Genomic DNA, 18,644 nt, shown 5'->3' with positions numbered 1-18,644 from the left:
TTTGGATAAAGTGTTGATGCAGTTTAGATTTTGGTTTTTCTGCGCCTGCACATCTCAACATTTGGGGGGTAGCGACGGCGCAGCCCCCATACAGGCGATTGTGGCAGGAATGTGGCGCGCGGGTCGGCGGAAATCATCCAACCTCGTTCAGAAAGTCGGGCAGCGCGCCAAGGTCGGGCAGGGTGGCATAACGCGGATGCCCTTCGGGGGCTTCGGCGGCCTCGAAATCCCATTCCAGATCGTGGGGCACAAAGACACCGTAGCCGCCCGCGTCGATCATCGGGCGCACGTCCGACTTCATTGAATTGCCGATCATCATGCCCGTTTCCGCCCCGCCATAGGCGTCAAAAATGCGGGTATAGACGTGGGGCTGTTTGTCCGACACGATCTCGACCCCGTCGAACAGATCACCCAGTCCCGACTGCGCCAGCTTGCGTTCCTGATCCAGCAGATCGCCCTTGGTAATCAACAGAACTGGACCATAGGACTTTGCAGCCTCAACCGCCTCGGTCGCGTGGGGCAGCAGGTCGATGGGGTGGCGCAGCATGTCCTGCCCCACCACGATCAGTTCCGAAATCACCTCTCCGGGGACGCGACGGTCGGTGACGTCCAGCGCGGTTTCGATCATCGACAGGACAAATCCCTTGATGCCAAACCCGTAATGCCCAAGGTTGCGCCGCTCGGCCTCCATCAGGCGCACGCCCAGATCGGGGGCATCTGTGTGGGGGGCCAACAGGTCGGCAAAACGGTCCTGCGTCATCTTGAAGAACCGTTCGTTGTGCCAAAGCGTGTCGTCCGCATCAAAGCCGATGCACTTGATCGTTTCAGGCATATCGGAAGGGCCCTCTTTTCTAACGCGCCTTTCGCGTTATATAGACGGCTCACGGACACACCACAGGATTCGTTGGGTAATGGGGACGCAGATGCATCCAGACGTACACATGATGACTGGGTCGAAGGATGACGACGGCGATACAACCGTCATCACCGACACCAAGCCCAAGACCAAGCGCCCGCCTTTGTACAAGGTGATGCTGCTGAACGATGACTACACCCCTATGGAATTTGTCGTGCATGTGCTGGAACGGTTCTTTGGTTTGAACCACGCACAGGCGTTCGAAATCATGCTGACCGTCCACAAAAAGGGACTGGCCGTTGTCGGTGTGTTCAGCCACGAAATTGCAGAAACCAAGGTTGCGCAGGTGATGGATTATGCCCGTCGCCACCAGCACCCGCTGCAATGCACAATGGAAAAAGAAGAGTAAGTGATAGGTGATCGCCTGCCACTCGCGCTGCAAGCGGTATCGCTTGACGGCGATGGCCCCGTTGCGGTGCTGCATCCGGCGGCGGATGCGGACCTGTCCGCGCTTGACCCTGCACGCGTGCAGATCGTGTCGCCCCTTGCCCCTGTCTGCACCGCCTTCGCGGCGCGGGGTTTTGCGGTGGCACCCGAGTTCCCCAAAGACGTCCGTTTCGCAGCCAGCGTCGTTTGCCTGACCCGTGCGCGCAGCGAAGCGCAGGCGCTGATCGCTGCCGCCATGGCACAGACCGACGGCCCCGTTATCGTGGACGGTCAAAAGACCGACGGCGCGGATTCGATGCTGAAGGCATTGCGCACCCGTGCCGAGGTCAGCGCGCCCATTTCGAAGGCGCATGGCAAGATTTACTGGCTGGCTGGCGGCGCGGATTTCAGTGATTGGGCCGCTGGCCCCGAATTACATCCGGGTGGTTTCTGGACTGCCCCCGGCGTCTTTTCGGCAGACGGGGTCGATCCGGCCTCGCAACTGCTGGTGCAGGCACTGCCTGAAACGATGTCGGGCCATGTGGTCGATTTGGGCGCGGGCTGGGGGTTCCTGTCGGCGCATATCCTGACCCGCGATGTGAAATCGGTGCAATTAGTCGAAGCACATGACATGGCGTTGCAATGCGCACGCCATAATGTGACCGACCCGCGTGCGCAGTTCCACTGGGCTGATGCCACCACGTGGAAGCCTGCGGAGCTTGTCGATACGGTCGTGATGAACCCGCCCTTCCACACGGGGCGCACGGCGGATCCGTCGCTGGGGCGCGCCTTTATAGCGGCAGCGGCGCGTATGCTGAAACTGCATGGCACGCTGTGGATGGTGGCCAACCGTCACCTCCCTTACGAAGAGGCGCTGGCAAGTGCTTTCACCAAAGTAGTTGATCTGAACGGCGATGCGCGGTTCAAACTGGTGCGGGCCGAACGGCCGAAACGCAAACGGGGATAAACATGTCATTTTCCATCCGCGGCAAGACCGCCATCGTGACAGGTGCCGCCAATGGCATCGGTCTGGCCATCGCGCGCCAGTTTGCCGACCGTGGCGCCAAGGTGATGTGTGCCGATATGGACGAAAAGCGGCTGGCCGAGGAAATGGGCGCGCTGCCCGAAGATGCCGACATCCGCTATTTCGCGGGTGATTTGCGCCAGCGCCTGACCATCGCCAATCTGATTTCCGCGACCATCGACGCTTTTGACCAGATCGACATTCTGGTGAATGCCTCGCGGCAGGTGATGGAGACGGACGCCCTCGACCCCGAGGACATGTCGGTAGACGACCTGTTCCAGCAGAACGTGATGACCGCGCTGCGCCTCAGCCAGCAGGTCGCGCGCCGGATGATCAAGCAGGGCGAAGGCAGCGAAGCGGGCGCGGCGCGCGGCTCGATTGTCAACCTCAGCTCGATCGCAGCGCATCAGACGCGGCCTGAACTGCTGGGTTACTCCATCGCTTCGGCAGGGCTGGAGCAAATGACGCGGTCCATGGCGCTCGCGCTTGCGCCCCACGGCATCCGCGTGAATGCGGTAGCCTTTGGCTCTGTCATGTCTGCTTCGCTTAAATCCTCCATCGGCAGCCATCCCGACTGGCGCGACGATATTGAAAACCACACGCCCCTGCACCGGATCGCAAGCCCGAGCGAGCTTGTCGATGCGGTCCAGTTCTTGGCGTCGGACGGGTCAGGCTTTGTCACTGGCGATGTGATGACAGTGGATGGCGGGCGCAGCCTGCTTGATCCGGTCGAAGCACCCGCACACTGACGCATCTGCGCAACGGCCCGTTCAGGTCGGCGCACAGCGCACCGTCCCTTCTGACAGGACATGTTTATGACAGACACGTTTGACACCGAAAAAGCCCGCGCCTCGGTCTGGTTCCGCCAGCTACGCGACGACATCGTCGCCGCCTTCGAAGGATTGGAGGCCACCCACGCCACAGGCCCCCTGTCGCAGGCGCAGGCCGGAACATTCGACGTGACCGAAACCAAGCGCACCTCGGACGACGGATCGGACGCGGGCGGCGGGTTGATGAGCGTGATGCGCGGCGGGCGCGTGTTCGAAAAGGTCGGGGTCAATATCTCGACCGTGTACGGGACGTTGGCTGAACGCGCACAGAACGCCATGGCCGCGCGCAAGGGCATTCCGGGAATGAAGGACGACCCGCGGTTCTGGGCCTCGGGCATCAGTCTGGTGGCGCATATGCAAAACCCGCATGTGCCGGCTGTGCATATGAACACGCGCATGTTCTGGACGCCGCATGCGTGGTGGTTCGGGGGCGGTTCCGACCTGAACCCCTGCATCGAATATGCCGAAGACACGGCCCATTTCCACGCCCAGCAGCGCGCCCATCTTGATCCGCATGATACCGCGCTTTACCCCAAGCTGAAGGCGTGGGCTGACGAGTATTTCTATATCCCGCACCGCCACCGCGCACGCGGCGTGGGCGGGATTTTCATGGACGATCACTGTACGGGCGATTGGGAAGCGGATTTTGCGCTGACCCAAGACATCGGGCGCGCATTCTTGCCAGCTTACCTGCCCTTGGTCGAGGCGCGGCGCGTGCAGGACTGGACCGAGGCCGATAAAGAGGCGCAGTTGGTGCACCGTGGTCTTTATGCGGAATACAACCTTGTTTACGACCGTGGCACCAAGTTCGGTCTTGAAACGGGCCACGACGCAAATGCCGTGCTGATGAGCCTGCCACCCTTGGCCAAGTGGATCTGATCGGTCGTCGGACGGCACTGTTTTTCATGTCTGCGCCATGAAAAAGGCGCCCGCCCACCGACCCGTTCATTGCCGGTACTTATGGATGGCCATACTCTGAGTGCTGGATCGCAGTGCGACCCTAGTGCCAGTCGAAAAAGCCTTCGCCCGCGCGGCCCAAAAGCGCCTTGGCAAGCTCGGTCCCCATTTGGGGCCCATCCGCAATCGCACCTGAAATGCTGTCGGCCAGAACTTCGGACCCGTCGGGGCGCAGTACTTCACCGCGCAGCGTCAGAGTGGGGCCATCCAGCGTTGCCAGCCCCGCAATCGGCGTCTCACAAGAGCCATCCAGCGTCAGCAGGAACTGCCGTTCAGCGGCAAGCCGATGCCCCGTGGTAACGTCGTGGATGGCCGAAAGCATCTGCGCCGTGTGTGCATCATCCGCGCGCCGTTCAATCCCGATGGCACCTTGCGCGATCGCAGGCAGCATATCGTCAGGATCAATCGGCGTTGCGGGCACATCATCCATGTTCAAACGGTTCAGGCCCGCACAGGCAAGGAAGGTGCATTCGGCCACACCGTCGGCCAGCTTTTTCAGCCGAGTCTGCACGTTACCGCGAAATTCCACCACATTCAGATCGGGCCGTTTGTGCAGCAATTGCGCGCGGCGGCGAAGGGATGAGGTTCCAACTGTCGCGCCATGGGCAAGCTGTGCAATCCCGGTCGCTTTGGACGACACAAACGCATCGCGCACGTCTTCACGCGGCAGATATGTATCTAGGATCAACCCCTTGGGTTGTTCGGTCGGCATGTCCTTCATCGAATGCACGGCGATGTCGATCTCGCCCGCCAGCAGGGCATCCTCGATCTCGCGGGTGAACAGGCCTTTGCCACCAATTTCCTTGAGCGGCTTGTTCTGGATGGCATCGCCTGTGACCTTGATCACAACGATGTCAAAAGCGTCCTGCGGCAGATCGAAGGCCTGCGCCAGCCGCGTGCGTGTTTCATAGGCCTGCGCCATGGCAAGGGGCGATCCGCGCGTGCCGATTTTCAGCGGCGCAGATGAATTGGGAAGTGGGGATGTCATGGGTTTTACTTTTAGTTACGTCAACTTATGTTGACAACTGGAAACGAAAAACCGGAGGCGGCGCGCGATGAACGATGGGGTTCTAACCAAGACGATTTTGCGGGCGCTGGCCGGCGAAACCCTACCGACGCCGCCCATCTGGATGATGCGGCAGGCGGGGCGGTATCTGCCCGAATACAAGGCGACGCGCGCGCAAGCCGGCGACTTCCTGAGCCTGTGCTACAATCCCGAACTGGCCGCCGAAGTGACGCTGCAACCCATCCGCCGCTATGGCTTTGATGCGGCGATCCTGTTTGCGGATATCCTTCTGGTGCCGCAGGCACTGGGGGCGGATCTGTGGTTTGTGACGGGCGAGGGACCACGCCTATCCACCATCTCGGCGCAATCGGATTTTGATGCGCTGAAACCGGTCGAGGACGTGCACGAAACCCTTAACCCGATTTACGAGACGATCAAGATTTTGCGCCGCGAATTGCCGGCCGAGACGACCTTGATCGGCTTTGCCGGTGCGCCATGGACCGTGGCAACATACATGATCGCAGGGCAGGGTACGCCGGATCAGGCACCTGCCCATGCGCTGATGCAGGGCAATACACCCCTTTTCGAGGCCCTCTTGGCCCGCATTACTGCGGCAACCATCGAATACCTCTCTGCGCAGATTGAGGCTGGGGCCGAAGTTGTCAAGATCTTTGACAGCTGGGCCGGATCATTGAAAGGCGAGGCGTTCCAGAAATATGCCGTTGCCCCCTGCGCCGAAATCACGCGCGCCCTAAAAAAACGTTACCCTCATATTCCTGTCATCGGTTTCCCACGCGAAGCGGGCGAAGGCTATATCGGGTTCCACGCTGCAACAGGCGTTGACTGCGTCGCGCTGGATAACTCAGTCTCGCCGGACTGGGCGGCCAAGCACGTTCAGGTGGGCGGCTGCGTGCAGGGCAATCTGGCGTCTTCGCACATGGTGACAGGCGGGCAAGCTCTGGTGGACGACACCCGCGCGATCGTAAAGGCGTTCTCGAAGGGGCCGCATATTTTCAACCTCGGCCACGGGATCACACCGGATGCCGACCCTGAAAATGTCACGCTGATGATCGAAACTGTGCGCGGGGGCTAACCTTACTGGATTTCGGCCTTGACGATTCTCGGGGGCTGTCTTAGGTGACGCGTCGATGGCGCGGTAGCTCAGTTGGTTAGAGCGATCGACTCATAATCGATAGGTCGGGAGTTCAAGTCTCCCCCACGCCACCACCTTTCACTTTTTCGGTCTTCATCCGCTGCGCGTAAGTACGTGTCAGCAGCGCTTGCACATGCTTCCAACTCGGTAAATGCATATTTGTAGAACAATGAAGCAGTGCGCGATCAACTTGCGGGCGCAGTTCTTCCCATCATTGTTCCGGTAAATATGCAAAATCCGAAGATTTGCCACGCGGGCTGACTTCTGGGTGATTTTCACGAGGGTGGTGCCTGCTGACCGTGGTGAGCGATCGAATAAGCTGCATCGTGTCAGTTTGAAGCTCTATAGGCAGCGCCCAACAAACACGCGGTCTCAACAAAGACGGGTGACAGTACCTCGCGTCTTGCATAACAATTCCAACACTACACCACCGTCCGGCCCCGATACGCCGCCCCGCATTCCGGAGATTTTCCATGCCGATCACGCGCAAATCATTCCTGAGTCTCGCAACTGCCGCTGCCCTCGCTGTGAGTCTAAGCGGCGCGGCAAAGGCGCAAGAGGTCTATCTGTCGTTGCACCAGTTCCTTCCAGAGCAGGCCAATGTGCCTAAGCTGATTTTGGACGTTTGGGCCGACAATGTCGAAGAGGCTTCGGGCGGGCGGATCAAGATTGACCGTTATCCTTCCATGCAGCTTGGGGGTAGCCCGACGGAACTGATGGATCAGGCGATTGATGGCGTGGCCGACGTTGTCTGGACGGTTGTTGGCTATACGCCCGGACGTTTCCCGACGACAGAAGTGTTCGAGCTGCCTTTCCTCACGAAAGACGCACGCGCGACGTCTTACGCCTTCTGGAAGATGTACGAAAAACATATGAAAGACGGCGAATTCAAGGATGTGCACGTTCTGGGCACTTGGGTCCACGGCCCGGGTTTGCTGCACACCAACAAAGAGGTGACCTCCCCCGACGACATGGTTGGTCTGAAAATCCGCGGCGGTTCGCGCCTTGTGAACGCGTTGATGGAGAAAGTGGGCGCGACGCCGGTCGGGATGCCCGTGCCGTCCGTGCCCGAGGGGCTGAGCAAAGGGGTCATTGATGGCACCACCGTCCCATGGGAGGTCACGGGATCCTTGAAAGTGCCCGAGCTTGTGAAGAACCATACTGAATTTGAGGGCAACGCGCTTTATGTGCTCGCCTTCGTACTGGTGATGAACAAGGACCGGTATGAAAGCCTGCCCGATGACCTCAAGAAAGTGATAGACGACAACTCGGGGCTAGATTTCAGCGTCTATGCCGGTGGCATCCAGTCCGATCAGGATGCACCTGCCCGAAAGGTGGCGGTGGACCTTGGTAACAACATTGTGACCGTGAGTGGCGACAACCTTGAGGCGTGGAGAAATGCCGCCGCGCCCGTATATGATGAGTGGATCGCGGATATGGACAGCAAGGGCATTGATGGTCAGGCGCTGATCGACGAGGCCACAAAACTCATGGACGACTACGGCAAATAGCATGTAAGAGGGCCCGCCGCGCCACTGTGTCGCGGTTTGGATATATTCGAGGGGCCCATGCATCGTTTGGTAAAATGGCTATCACATGCTTCGGCGGTGATTGGCGGCACAGTTCTGCTTGTCCTGATCGGATTGACTACTGTGTCGATCCTCGGGCGGTCGCTGTCCAAGCTGGGCCATACCCTGTCCGATGGCTGGGCCTCCGGCCTCGGGCAGGCGCTGGTCGCAAGCGGGCTGGACGAAGTCCGCGGCAGCTATGAATTGACCGAGGCTGGCGTCGCCTTTGCCATTTTCGCCTTCTTTCCGGTCTGCCAGTTCTATGGCGCCCATGCGACGGTGGACGTGTTCACCGCCCCCTTGCCGCGCCGTGTCCTAGGCTGGCTGCGCGCATTTTGGGAGGTCGTACTGGCCTTCGTCATCGTGTTCATCACCCTGCGCCTGTTCGAAGGGTTGCAGCGATACCTCGGCAATGGCGAGACAACGCTGTTCCTTCAGTTCCCTGTCTGGTGGTCCTATGCGGCCAGTGTCGGCGCGGCGGCAATCGCCAGCGTGACAGCGATTTACTGTGCAGGTGCACGCATTGCAGAAGCGGCGACAGGCCGTTCGATTTTGCCCGAGGACTAAGCAGTTGGATTTGATAAGAGAGTTTGTGCAGTTCATCGGGCTGACCCGTCTCGAGCTGGGGTTCTGGTCCTTTCCGATCCTGCTGGGACTGATTTTCCTGCGCGCGCCTATTGGGCTGGCCATGTTCATATGCGGCGTAGTGGGCTGGATCTTTGCGATGAACGGCAACGCGGTGCCGATCTTTGCCAAGCTGAAATCCGAAACCTACACGACCTTTTCCAGCTATTCGCTGACCATCATCCCGATGTTCCTGTTGATGGGGCAATTCGCGACACTGTCCGGCATGTCCTCGGCCCTGTTCAAAGCGGCGGAAAGTTTCCTTGGTCATCGCAGGGGTGGGGTGGCCATGGCCGCTGTCGGGGCCTGTGCGGGGTTCGGTGCGATCTGCGGATCCTCCCTTGCTACCGCCGCCACGATGAGCCGCGTCGCCTTGCCCGAACTCAAACGCTATGGCTATTCGGGCGGGTTTTCGACGGCAACGCTGGCTGCGGGCGGCACGCTGGGCATCCTGATCCCGCCGTCGGTCATTCTGGTGATCTATGCGATCATCACCGAACAGAACATTGCCAAGCTGTTCCTTGCCGCCTTCATTCCCGGTGTGCTGGCTGCGGTCGGTTATGTCATCACGATCTCGATCTACGTGCGTCTGTATCCGGATGCGGCGGGCACGCGCCCTTCGATCCCGATGGCCGCGCGGTGGAAAGCACTTGCCGACACGTGGCCTGTTCTGTTGATCTTTGGCCTCGTGGTTGGCGGCATCTATGCGGGCTGGTTCACCCCGACCGAAGGGTCCGCCATAGGCGCGGCGGGCACGGGGCTGGTGGCGCTGGTGGGCGGCAACCTGACGTGGCGACTGCTGGGGCAGGCGCTGATCGGGACGGCCAAGACCACGGCCATGATTTTTTTCATCGTGTTGGGCGCATCGCTTTATAACAACTTCCTCGCGCTGTCGGGCGTGCCGCAGTTTCTGGCCGACCTTGTGCTGGGGCAGGGATACGGGCCGTTTCTGGTGCTGGCCGTGATCCTTGTGTTCTACCTAATCTTTGGCTGCGTCATGGACAGTCTGTCGATGGTCCTGCTGACTGTTCCGATCTTCTTTCCCGTGATCTCGGGGCTGGATTTCGGCATGTCGCCGGAACATGTGGCCATCTGGTTCGGCATTCTGATGCTGATCGTGGTTGAGGTCGGGCTGATCACGCCGCCTGTGGGGATGAATCTGTTCATCATCAACGCAATGGACCGCGAAACCCCGATCACCGAGACTTATAAGGCGGTTCTGTTCTTTGTCGGGTCGGACATCGTGCGGGTGATCCTGCTGGTCGCCTTTCCGGCCATCACGCTGTTTTTGCTTCCCAACTAGGGCTCCATGCGCCCCATTATGCACTGTTTCCGCAAACATCGGGCAGGGGCGCGTGCGCCCTTGCGCGCCTGATCGTAACGCAGGCGCGCAAGGATGCGACATTTTGCGAATTCCGCTTGTTCGGTCGCGCCCCCGCGCTAGCTACCTTCTGGAACAAAAGGGCGCATATGACTTCTCCGAAACCCATACCGGACGCATCAAGCGAATTGATCGACAGGCTGGCGAAACGTGTACGCGCGGCCCGTCTGGCGTTGGGCCTGCCGCGGCGGGCCTTGTCCGAACGCTCGGGCGTGTCGCAACGCTATCTCGCGCAGCTTGAGGCGGGAGAGGGCAATATCTCGGTCCTGTTGCTGCATCGCGTGGCCACGGCACTGGATGTGCCGATTGAAAGCTTGCTAAGTCGCACGCCGCCGCTTGAAGGCGACGTGGCGCGGGTGGCGCAGTTATATGCGGCAGCGCCGTCATCGGTGCAGGGTAAGGTGCGCGCCATGCTGGCTCCCGACAACCCGCTGACCCAACGCGCCCAGCGGATCTGTCTCGTGGGGCTGCGGGGTGCGGGCAAGTCCACCTTGGGCAAGGCTGCTGCCGAAAAGCTGAAAATTCCGTTCATCGAACTCACGGACGAGATCGAGGCCGAGGCAGGCATGCCGCTGGCCGATATCAGGGCGCTGTCCGGTCAGGACGGCTATCGCAGTTTTGAGGAAAAGGCACTGGACCGCGTGATCCGCGCGCATGACAAGATGATCCTTGCCGTTGCGGGTGATATTGTGGCTGACGAGGACGTCTATGCCAAGGTGCTTGAACGGTTCCACACTGTCTGGGTGCGGACCAGTTTGGGTGAACATATGGGCCGCGTACGCGCGCAGGGCGATCAGCGTCGGGGCGACGGCAATGCCATTGCGATGGAACAGTTGCGGACTCTTCTGAGTGCGCGCACCCCTTTTTACGAGCGCGCCCATGCGCAGGTCGATACCAGTTCGAAACCTGTTCAGGCCTCGGTAAATGATCTGCTGGCGGTCATCGCCTCGAACTCGTTTCTGGGGCGGATCGGGCGCGACTAGGCCGCAGGATCTAGGCGATGGCAATCAGGATCATCGACGCGATCCCCCATATCGTGATCTGGTAATGCACGTTCTGCGCGCCCTCGTGGCAGACCCAATAGCAAAAGTGGTTACCCACGATCAGGAACCCCGCCCAGATCGAGGTAAAGGCCATCCCACCGATCAAGGCAATGCTGCGCGCAGTCTGCGGCGCGCACAGACCCACCGCCGCCAGCAGCAGTGCCACCACCCCCGCCCACAGGATCAGGGTGGCTAGCGCCTCGGCCATCACAACACAGCGAAAGGCGCGCAATTGCAGACGGCGGTCAGTGATAGCGCGATGGGCCACGGTGGCAAACATATCCGGATAATGGGCCTGCATCCGCGTCATGGCCAGCACCTCGGCTGTCAGGCTTCCATTGGCGGCGCCGTAAAGGATGTTGTCCCGCACCCCCAAGGTCAGCCACGCCGCCATCCATCCGCAACATAGCGCCTGCGCCAGCAAAAGGGTTGTCTGCATCTTCGCCCTCTAGATGTTCCCACGTCCCATAAAAAAGGGGCCGCCTATCCCAAGGCAGCCCCGATCCCGTGTCATGGTGATGCAAGCATCAGGTCCAGGCGATTTGCTCGGGCCGGATCTCGAACGAGATGTGGTGATTGCCGCCCACCAGACCTTCCTTGGTGTGGTTATAGAGCGACCGCCAATAGGGCTGGATCGTCACCGCGTCGTTTTGCAGGATCGCCTCGCCCTCGGCCATCAGCGCCTTGCGGGCGTCGATATCTGCGGTTGCCAATGCCTTTTCCAGAATGGCATCGAAGTCAGGGTTGGAATAGCCGAACTCGTTCCATGCCTCGCCCGTGCGATAGGCAAGCGCCCAGATCTGCACGCCAAGGGGGCGGTGGTTCCAGTTGGTCGAACTGAACGGATATTTCACCCAGTCGTTCCAGAAGGTCGATCCGGGCAGGATCGTGCGTTTCACATTGAAACCTGCATCGCGCAACTGTGCGGCCACCGCATCGGTGGTGTCCTTGCGCCACGCATCATCAATCGAGAACAGCTCGTGCTCGAAATCGAGCATGCCTGCCTCTTCCATCAGGGCCTTGGCCGCTGCGGGGTCCACCTTGCGCGGGGGCAGTTCAGCGTATTCGGGGTGCATCGGCCCGACATGGTGGTTTTCGGCAGGAATGCCGCGGCCCGCATAGCCGAGTTCCAGCAGAACCGAGTTGTCGACAGCCATTGCAATCGCCTGACGGACGCGCGGGTCGGCATAGGGTTTCTTGCCATCGACTTCGGCCAGTTGGTTGGGCCGGATGACGATGGTAGCGGCGGTCACGATCTCGTTCTCGACCCAGCCGTCCAGCGTGCTGAAGATGTCGATAAATTCGCCTTCGATCGAATAGGTCATGTCGATCTCTTCGGCTTCGGCGGCGGCGACAAAAGCGGACGGGTCGGTGCCGTAATCTATATATTCGATCCGGTCGAGATAGGCGCCATTACCCTCGTTCCACCACGTGTGGTCCTCGTTGCGCACCAGTGTGGCCTTGACGCCCACGTCGAATTCTTCAGGCAGGTAGGGGCCTGTGCCGATGGGGCTGGACGTGTCGTCGACCGAGGTGTCGGGGTGGATGATCGCCGCAGGGTAATCCGCCATGCCCGGGATCAGTGAGATGTCAGAGGCGGGCAGCTTGAGTTTGACTGTGTGGCTATCCACGACCTCGATCGCGCCGTCGATAGCCTTGTTGGTGTCGGCGTCAATCAGGGTGGCGAAACGGCCCGCCATCGAGTTGCCCTCGACGCTTTTGTCGCACCAGCCTTCAATGTTGCGCGCCACGTCTTCGGCGGTGAAGTCGTCTCCATTGTTCCATTTCACGCCCTTGCGGACATTAAGGGTGTATTCGGTGGCGTCGTCGTTAATCTCCCAGCTTTCCAGCAGTCGGCCGGTAAAGGTGCCGTCGTTTTCATAGTGGACGAGATATTCCTGCCACCCGCGCGAGAAGTTGGCGATCTGCGACCAGTCATAGGTGCGCGGATCCTTGAGGCCGCGAACTTCCATCTGGATGCGGACAGTCCCGCCGGTTTTATGCGCTGCCGCCTGTGCGGGCGCGGCCAGTCCAAGCATGCCATAGGCTGTTGCAGCCGTTGCACCAAAGGCGCTGGCAAGGGCCAGAAATTCACGCCGGTTCACCGGATCGGTGCCGACGGAGGCCGCAGAATCCACAATGGTTTTGGGCAGCGGTTTCCCGGTACGGGTATAGAATGTCATGATCTTCCTCTCTGTAGGTGTCGCAAAGCGTGCCTTGCGCCCAGTGTCGCGCAGGCATCCATGGCCTGCTTTCAGGTGTTGCAGTTGGTCTGCTGTTTTTTGGCCGCCCCTATTGCTGAGGAGACGTTCGAAGTTCAAACGATCCATGCCAGTACGTCAACCCCGACGGGCAGATTGTGAACTGGCACAGCTTTGGGGCGTGCGCGGGGGCTAGCCGCTCTTGTGGCCAAGGGCCTCGATCTCGGTCGGGGACAGATGGGCGACTTCGGCCCAGAACCGCGATTTGGCCGCGTTCAACAGCCCCTTGGGGTCCATCCGCTTTTTCCACGCCAGATGAGTGTAGTCGGGTTTCATTCCGCCCCCTTCGACGTTCCATGTGTGGGCGTCATATACGGGGAAACCCGCCGCCTCGTAGGTGGCGTTGATCTCGTCCAGACGGGCGCGGGTCGAATACCAGATGATCGGCAGATCAAAGGTTGCGATCTGCCCGCCCACCCGCGCAAATTCGTGGTGCATCCAGACATCATCGCCCAAGCGCGGGCGCAGCGCCGCAATCGCCGCCGGATCGGGCGGGGCGGGGCAGCCGACCTGCTGATAGGTGGCGGAGCGGTCGGCCTTTAGCACCTGCAATGTCGTGTGGTTATAGCTGAAGTCATAGACATGCGGCAGCTTCGCAGTGATCCGTTCTGCCTCGGTCAGCGTCAGATCGACCGTGCCACCCTGTCCCCGGATCAGATCGGCAAAGGCATCGCGGTCCTCAATCGGGATCATCGACACCAGCAGGTGTTTTTGCGCTCGCACATGGCCGTCGAGTTTCGGGAAATAGGCGCAGATGCGGGCATCGACCGTGGTGACCAGCTTGGCCGCGATATCGGGCGCCTGCGCGATGGCATGGCCTGCGCCGTAGGCCTGTTCGTAGCGGTCAAAGCTTGCGATGCATCCGACCCAGTCGCGGCGCGGCACGGTGCGCAGGGTCACATCGACGATTACCCCGTTCAGGCCCCACGCATGATGGATATGCAGCGCCCCGGCCCCGTCAAAGCGGTGGTGTTGCGGCGTGTCCTCAACGCTCATCACAGTCAGCGACAGTATATTTCCGGCGTCTCGCAGCGCGCCGTTGGCGACTGATCCGATACCCGCACTGCCGCCCGCCACGAACCCGCCCACGGTGGCGATATCCTGCGTTGATGGGAACATCGCCATCTCTTGCCCAGACGGCGCGAGGGCGGCGTTGATGTCGGCCATCAGCGCGCCTGCCTCTGCGCGTACAAATCCGTCCCCGACCTCGAGAACCTTGTTCATCGCGGTGGTGTCGACGATCAACCCGCCGTCCATCGGGACCGCCTGTCCGTAATTGCCGGTTCCGCCGCCGCGTAGCACGATGGGTGCGTCCAGCGCATAGGCGTGCGCCAGCACACGGGCCAGTTCGTCGCGCGTTGCGGGCCGCGCCACCAGATCGCCAAAGCACCGTTTCAGGGCCTCATTCAGGATCGGTGAATACCAGAAAAAGTCGCGGCTGCGTTTCTTGACTAGCACCGGTTCGCGGATGGTTTCCACGGGGGCGATGGCGTCTGCGAACGCATCCCAATCGATGTCACTCTTGCCCGAGATTGAGGTCATGCAAGCACCTCTACCGCCGGACGTAACGGCAGCCGCCCCGAGATCAGGTTTGCCGTATGCGCCACATCGCACGCCAGCAGATCCGCCACCTGCGCGCCGTCCACAAATACAGGCGCACGGCCCAAGGCCATGGCCGCATCCGTGGTGATCGCGGGCAGCCAGTCGCCCAAGGGTGGGTCAAGGTGTGCGGCAAGACAGGCCAGCGCCAGTGCCGCACGCGGGTCGTGCGCGCCCAAGGGGCTGAACGCGTCGGCCACGTTGTCCGATGCCACGATCACCTTCACACCCGCTGCGCGCAACTCGTGCACCCGCGTGATGCCGCGCCGGTCGGGCGTGCCGTCGGTACGTCCTTGCAGGTACAGGTTGGTGACGGGCAGGGTGCAGACGCTTATGCCAGTGCGCGCGCACTTGTCTGCAATGCGCTGCACGTCGCCGGGGGATTGGTCCATCAGGCTGACCGCGTGACCGCACAGGATCGGCCCCTCGAAGCCGATCGACAGGGCCATGTCGGCAATCGCCTCAAGCCCGTTATACGCGCCCAGCCCTTCGTCCACGTGAAAATCCAGCATCAGGCCGTGCCGCATCGCGACGTCAAAGATATTGGCCAGCCCCGCCTGCATCGCGTCATGGCCCAGCACAAACGCCCCTGCCACACCGTTTGCCGCTGCGATATGCTGTCCAACCGTGTGGGCAAACTCTGCGTCGGCCCATTGGCCGATCCCGACCAGTGCGGCAAGTTGCAGATCATGCGCCTCGCCCGCGCAGTCCTGCAAGACGGACCACGCCAAGGGCGGCGCAGCGCTGTCGCCCCAGTCGACATGGCTGCGGATGCTGTGGCACCCGTTCTCCTGCGCCTCGCGGATACCTTGCAGGGCGCGGCGGCGCAAATCGTCCTCGGTCCAGTTTTTCTTGTCGGCGCGCTGTTGTTCGATCGCGTGGGGCAGGTCGCCGCCCACCTGACCGATCCGCGCAATCGAGTGGCATTTATCAAGATGGCAATGGGCCTCGACCAGCTTGGGCAGGATTATGCGTGCGTCCTTGCCCTGCGGCGCGGACAGGGCCACCAGCCGCCCATTGCGGATGACGGGGGTGCCGCGCAGGCAATCGCCCTGCACGCTGCCGCCAAAGCGTGCGGGGTCGGACACGCAGGCGCTTGGGACCAGAATATCGCTCATCCGTCGTCTCCAATCTTGAAGGTGGCAAAATCTTCGAGCCATCGGGCAAAGCCTTCCGCCGCACTGTCGAGCAGATGCGCGCCCTTGGCCTCGGTCGCGGCGGCAGCATTGCCAAGCGCGCCTTGCGGGTTCAGATCGTCGATGATCCACGCGGGGCGGGCGGGCTGTCCGGTCAGTCCCGTCTGGTGGCCTGCGCTTTCCCAATCGTGCATCGCGGTCGCGAAGTTCTGGGCGTGTTGCATCGTCACCAGGTCGGGGCGGGTGGCGAGCATGGCGCTGGTTTCAACGTCACCGGCATGCAGGTCATAGGCAAGGTCCTGCGGGTCAAAGCCACTTGTGTCGGCAAAGGCGAACCAGCTTGTGTGGGCGCAGATCAGGCCGTGGTCTATGCGCGCAGCGCGGGCTGCTACCTCCAGAAGCGCCGTATTGCCGCCATGGCCGTTGAAGTAGACTAGCCGACGCACGCCCGCACGCGCCACCGATGCGGCGATGTCGCGCAACATCGCAAGCATAGTTTCCGCACTAAAGATGAGCGTGCCCGCGTGGCGCGCGTGTTCATCGCTTTTGGTGATGGCGAGCGTGGGCAGTTGCAGGGCAAAGGCGGTGGTGTCGACACGGGCCAACACCTGTTCTGTCAGTACCGTGTCAACGCAAAAAGGCAGGTGTGGCCCGTGTTGTTCGGTTGCGCCCAGTGGTAGGACGGCGATGGCGTTATCGGGCAGCGGGGCAAAGCCCGTGCGGCTCTGCTCGGACCAGAGGGGGATCATGGGCGTGCCTCCTTGGCGGTGTTGGTGAGGGACCGGTCGAACCAAACGCCTTGTGCAGGGGCGGGTTCCGGCGAGGGTGCATGGTTGTGGGAGGTATGGGGTGGTGGATCAATGACCTCGTCCCGCTTGGCGCGGTGGTCTATGCACAAAAGTCGCTTGTCCATTACTTCCCCCTTTATCGGAAAATAGATGTCAGCGGCCCTTGAGATATCATGATCTGTGCCTGCCCCGAGGGTTTCAAAATTTGCGCCACTGCGCAAGGGTGCTGTTATGAAATCCCTAAGCCCCGATAGTATCGCCCCGCCATTTGCCCGTTATGCCCACGGCGTGGAGGTGCCTGCCGGTTGGCGCATCGTGCGCACCTCGGGTCAGTTGGGGGTTGGGCGCGATGGCGTGGTGCCGGATGGGGCGCGGGCGCAGGCCGATATCTGTTTTGCGAACATCGCCGCGATTTTGGACGCGGCAGGGATGGGGCCGCAGGATGTGTGTCATGTTAGTGCCTATGTCACCGACCGTGCGCATATGGCGGGATATATGGCGGCGCGCGATGCGTTTCTTGCTGACAATCAAGTGCTGCCGAGTTCGACGCTGGTGATTGTGTCGGGGTTTACCCGACCGGAATTCGTGGTGGAGGTCGAGGTTTGGGCGGCGGCATCCTGATCCGCGCCTTTGCGTTTGTGGTGTCTGTCGGTCCCGGGGCGCTGCCCCGGACCCCGCAGTATTTTGGGCCAAAAGAAACGCGGCGCTATCGGCGGTAGGGATTGTCGAGGGAGGGCAGGATGGTGCCTGTGCAAGTGCCGAAGCCGATTTTGTAACCCTTGCCTGTGGCGTGTCCGTGCAGCGTGATGGTGTCGCCGTCTTGGAGGAAGCTTCGCGTCTCGCCGGTGTCGAGAGTCAGGGGTTCCTTGCCGCCCCAGCTGAGTTCGAGAAGGCTGCCGCGTTCCTGTTTGGACGCACCTGAGATTGTGCCCGATCCGAGCAGGTCGCCCACGTTCATCGGGCAGCCCGAACTGCTATGGTGGGCGAGTTGTTGGGCGGGAGAGTAATAGAGTTCGCGCGCGTTGGTCTGTGTGATCTGCGTGGCAGGCTGCCCTTCGGGCGCCAGTGTCACCGACAGGTCGATGTCATAGAGCATCGGTGTAGTGTCTTTCAGATGGTCGAGCAGCGGCACCTCGCGCGGTGGGGTATTGGTGCGAAACGGGGCAAGGGCCGCTTTGGTCACGATCCACGGGCTGATGGAGGTCGCGGTGGCTTTTGCTTGAAAGGGCCCCAGTGGCTGGTACTCCCACGCCTGGATATCGCGCGCGGACCAGTCGTTCAGCAGGACATATCCGAAAATGGCGGCGTCCGCCTCGTCCACGGTCAGCGGCCCTTCGGACGCCATGCCGACAATCGCGCCCAGTTCGAGTTCCATATCGAACCGGCGCGAGGGCAGGAAAGCGGGGCTGTCGTGGGCGGCTGATTTCAACTGGCCCCACGGGCGACGGATTTCGGTGCCCGAAACCACAACGGACGAGGCGCGCCCGTTATACCCAATCGGCATGTGTAGCCAGTTGGGCGGCAGGGCGTTTTCGGCTCCGCGGAACATGGTGCCGACGTTCGTGGCGTGGTGGCGGCCTGCGTAGAAGTCGGTGAACTCGGACACCGCAAACGGCATGTGCAGGGTGGCTTCGGCCATGGGGATCAGCAGCGGTTCAAGCCGTGCACGGTCGGTAGAGGCCGCGCCCAGCAGGTCGGTCAGCCGTGCGCGCAACGCGGCCCAGACGGCGGGGCCAGCCTCCATCAGTTCATTCCAGTAGGGCACGTCGAACAGAGGGTCATCCGTAAGCGCGATCAGGCCTGTTTCCTCGCACGCGCACACGTCGAGGATCATGTCCCCGATCGCTACGCCACAGCGTTCATCATGCGAAGGCGTTGAGAACACGCCATAGGGCAGGTTGTTCAGCGGAAAATCCGTATCGGGACTGTTGGCGCTGGCGACCCAGCTTTCAAGACGGGACATCGCGGGGCCTTTCAACGGGTTTGCCGGTC

18 protein-coding genes and 1 tRNA gene are annotated in these 18,644 nt (G+C 61.3%); 11 read left to right on the top strand and 8 right to left on the bottom strand.

The genetic code is table 11. The features are described from left to right. Positions 1-133: 133 nt before the first annotated feature. Positions 134-832, bottom strand: coding sequence for an HAD family hydrolase (locus AC6GQJ_RS08420; protein WP_500773655.1), 699 nt, complete (start codon positions 830-832; stop codon positions 134-136). Between the two features lie 91 nt (positions 833-923). On the opposite strand from AC6GQJ_RS08420, the gene clpS reads away from it, so the two are divergent. The 4 genes from clpS (at position 924) to hemF (ending at position 4,015) form a co-directional block, all read left to right on the top strand. After that, positions 924-1,265: an ATP-dependent Clp protease adapter ClpS gene (gene clpS / locus AC6GQJ_RS08415; RefSeq protein ID WP_500773653.1), complete on the top strand. Its 342-nt coding sequence runs from the start codon at positions 924-926 to the stop codon at positions 1,263-1,265. Further along, positions 1,266-2,249 carry a class I SAM-dependent methyltransferase gene (locus AC6GQJ_RS08410; protein ID WP_500773651.1) on the top strand — a complete coding sequence of 328 codons (984 nt, stop codon included), beginning with the start codon at positions 1,266-1,268 and terminating at the stop codon, positions 2,247-2,249. Between the two features lie 2 nt (positions 2,250-2,251). Further along, the gene (locus tag AC6GQJ_RS08405; protein ID WP_500773649.1) at positions 2,252-3,055 is read left to right on the top strand and encodes an SDR family NAD(P)-dependent oxidoreductase; all 804 of its coding nucleotides are present in this window, start codon (positions 2,252-2,254) and stop codon (positions 3,053-3,055) included. Positions 3,056-3,121: 66 nt separating this feature from the next. After that, positions 3,122-4,015, top strand: a complete 894-nt coding sequence (gene hemF, locus AC6GQJ_RS08400) for an oxygen-dependent coproporphyrinogen oxidase (RefSeq protein ID WP_500773647.1) — start codon at positions 3,122-3,124, stop codon at positions 4,013-4,015. A gap of 121 nt (positions 4,016-4,136) precedes the next feature. Here hemF and hemC read toward each other — a convergent pair whose 3' ends face one another. Further along, on the bottom strand, positions 4,137-5,081 hold the full coding sequence (gene hemC, locus AC6GQJ_RS08395; protein ID WP_500773645.1) for a hydroxymethylbilane synthase: 945 nt from the start codon (positions 5,079-5,081) through the stop codon (positions 4,137-4,139). A gap of 67 nt (positions 5,082-5,148) precedes the next feature. Here hemC and hemE point away from each other — a divergent pair, with 67 nt between their 5' ends. The 6 genes from hemE (at position 5,149) to AC6GQJ_RS08365 (ending at position 10,808) form a co-directional block, all read left to right on the top strand. Continuing rightward, a complete protein-coding gene (hemE, locus tag AC6GQJ_RS08390) occupies positions 5,149-6,192 on the top strand; it encodes a uroporphyrinogen decarboxylase (protein WP_500773643.1) in 1,044 nt (347 codons plus the stop codon). 57 nt (positions 6,193-6,249) lie between these two features. Next, positions 6,250-6,326 (top strand) — tRNA-Met (locus AC6GQJ_RS08385). A 399-nt stretch (positions 6,327-6,725) separates the two neighbouring features. Beyond that, complete coding sequence (locus AC6GQJ_RS08380) at positions 6,726-7,763, top strand: TRAP transporter substrate-binding protein (protein WP_500773641.1); 1,038 nt, start codon at positions 6,726-6,728, stop codon at positions 7,761-7,763. Between the two features lie 57 nt (positions 7,764-7,820). Further along, positions 7,821-8,387, top strand: coding sequence for a TRAP transporter small permease (locus AC6GQJ_RS08375; RefSeq protein ID WP_500773638.1), 567 nt, complete (start codon positions 7,821-7,823; stop codon positions 8,385-8,387). A gap of 40 nt (positions 8,388-8,427) precedes the next feature. Then, complete coding sequence (locus tag AC6GQJ_RS08370; protein WP_500773855.1) at positions 8,428-9,747, top strand: TRAP transporter large permease; 1,320 nt, start codon at positions 8,428-8,430, stop codon at positions 9,745-9,747. A gap of 167 nt (positions 9,748-9,914) precedes the next feature. Next, on the top strand, positions 9,915-10,808 hold the full coding sequence (locus AC6GQJ_RS08365) for a helix-turn-helix transcriptional regulator (protein WP_500773636.1): 894 nt from the start codon (positions 9,915-9,917) through the stop codon (positions 10,806-10,808). Between the two features lie 10 nt (positions 10,809-10,818). Here the strand turns inward: AC6GQJ_RS08365 and AC6GQJ_RS08360 are convergent, their stop codons facing one another. The 5 genes from AC6GQJ_RS08360 to AC6GQJ_RS08340 form a co-directional block, all read right to left on the bottom strand. Next, the gene (locus AC6GQJ_RS08360) at positions 10,819-11,307 is read right to left on the bottom strand and encodes a DUF2165 family protein (RefSeq protein ID WP_500773634.1); all 489 of its coding nucleotides are present in this window, start codon (positions 11,305-11,307) and stop codon (positions 10,819-10,821) included. A gap of 88 nt (positions 11,308-11,395) precedes the next feature. Beyond that, positions 11,396-13,051, bottom strand: a complete 1,656-nt coding sequence (locus AC6GQJ_RS08355) for an ABC transporter substrate-binding protein (RefSeq protein WP_500773632.1) — start codon at positions 13,049-13,051, stop codon at positions 11,396-11,398. A 210-nt stretch (positions 13,052-13,261) separates the two neighbouring features. Then, positions 13,262-14,671 carry an FAD-binding oxidoreductase gene (locus AC6GQJ_RS08350; RefSeq protein WP_500773630.1) on the bottom strand — a complete coding sequence of 470 codons (1,410 nt, stop codon included), beginning with the start codon at positions 14,669-14,671 and terminating at the stop codon, positions 13,262-13,264. Continuing rightward, positions 14,668-15,846, bottom strand: a complete 1,179-nt coding sequence (locus AC6GQJ_RS08345) for an amidohydrolase family protein (RefSeq protein WP_500773628.1) — start codon at positions 15,844-15,846, stop codon at positions 14,668-14,670. Before AC6GQJ_RS08345 ends, AC6GQJ_RS08350 begins: the two co-directional genes overlap by 4 nt. Further along, the gene (locus AC6GQJ_RS08340) at positions 15,843-16,613 is read right to left on the bottom strand and encodes a creatininase family protein (protein WP_500773626.1); all 771 of its coding nucleotides are present in this window, start codon (positions 16,611-16,613) and stop codon (positions 15,843-15,845) included. The genes AC6GQJ_RS08345 and AC6GQJ_RS08340 overlap by 4 nt, the downstream gene beginning before the upstream one ends. 270 nt (positions 16,614-16,883) lie before the next feature. Between AC6GQJ_RS08340 and AC6GQJ_RS08335 the strand changes: the two genes are divergently transcribed. Next, positions 16,884-17,273 carry a RidA family protein gene (locus tag AC6GQJ_RS08335; protein ID WP_500773624.1) on the top strand — a complete coding sequence of 130 codons (390 nt, stop codon included), beginning with the start codon at positions 16,884-16,886 and terminating at the stop codon, positions 17,271-17,273. An 85-nt stretch (positions 17,274-17,358) separates the two neighbouring features. On the opposite strand, the gene fahA is transcribed toward AC6GQJ_RS08335, so the two are convergent. Beyond that, positions 17,359-18,615 (bottom strand): fumarylacetoacetase, encoded by a 1,257-nt coding sequence (gene fahA, locus AC6GQJ_RS08330; protein ID WP_500773622.1) that lies wholly within the window; start codon positions 18,613-18,615, stop codon positions 17,359-17,361. Positions 18,616-18,644: the final 29 nt, after the last annotated feature.

It is taken from the genome of Tateyamaria sp. 7Alg 36, assembly GCF_059882455.1.
This window is presented reverse-complemented; position numbering and strand designations above follow the sequence as displayed.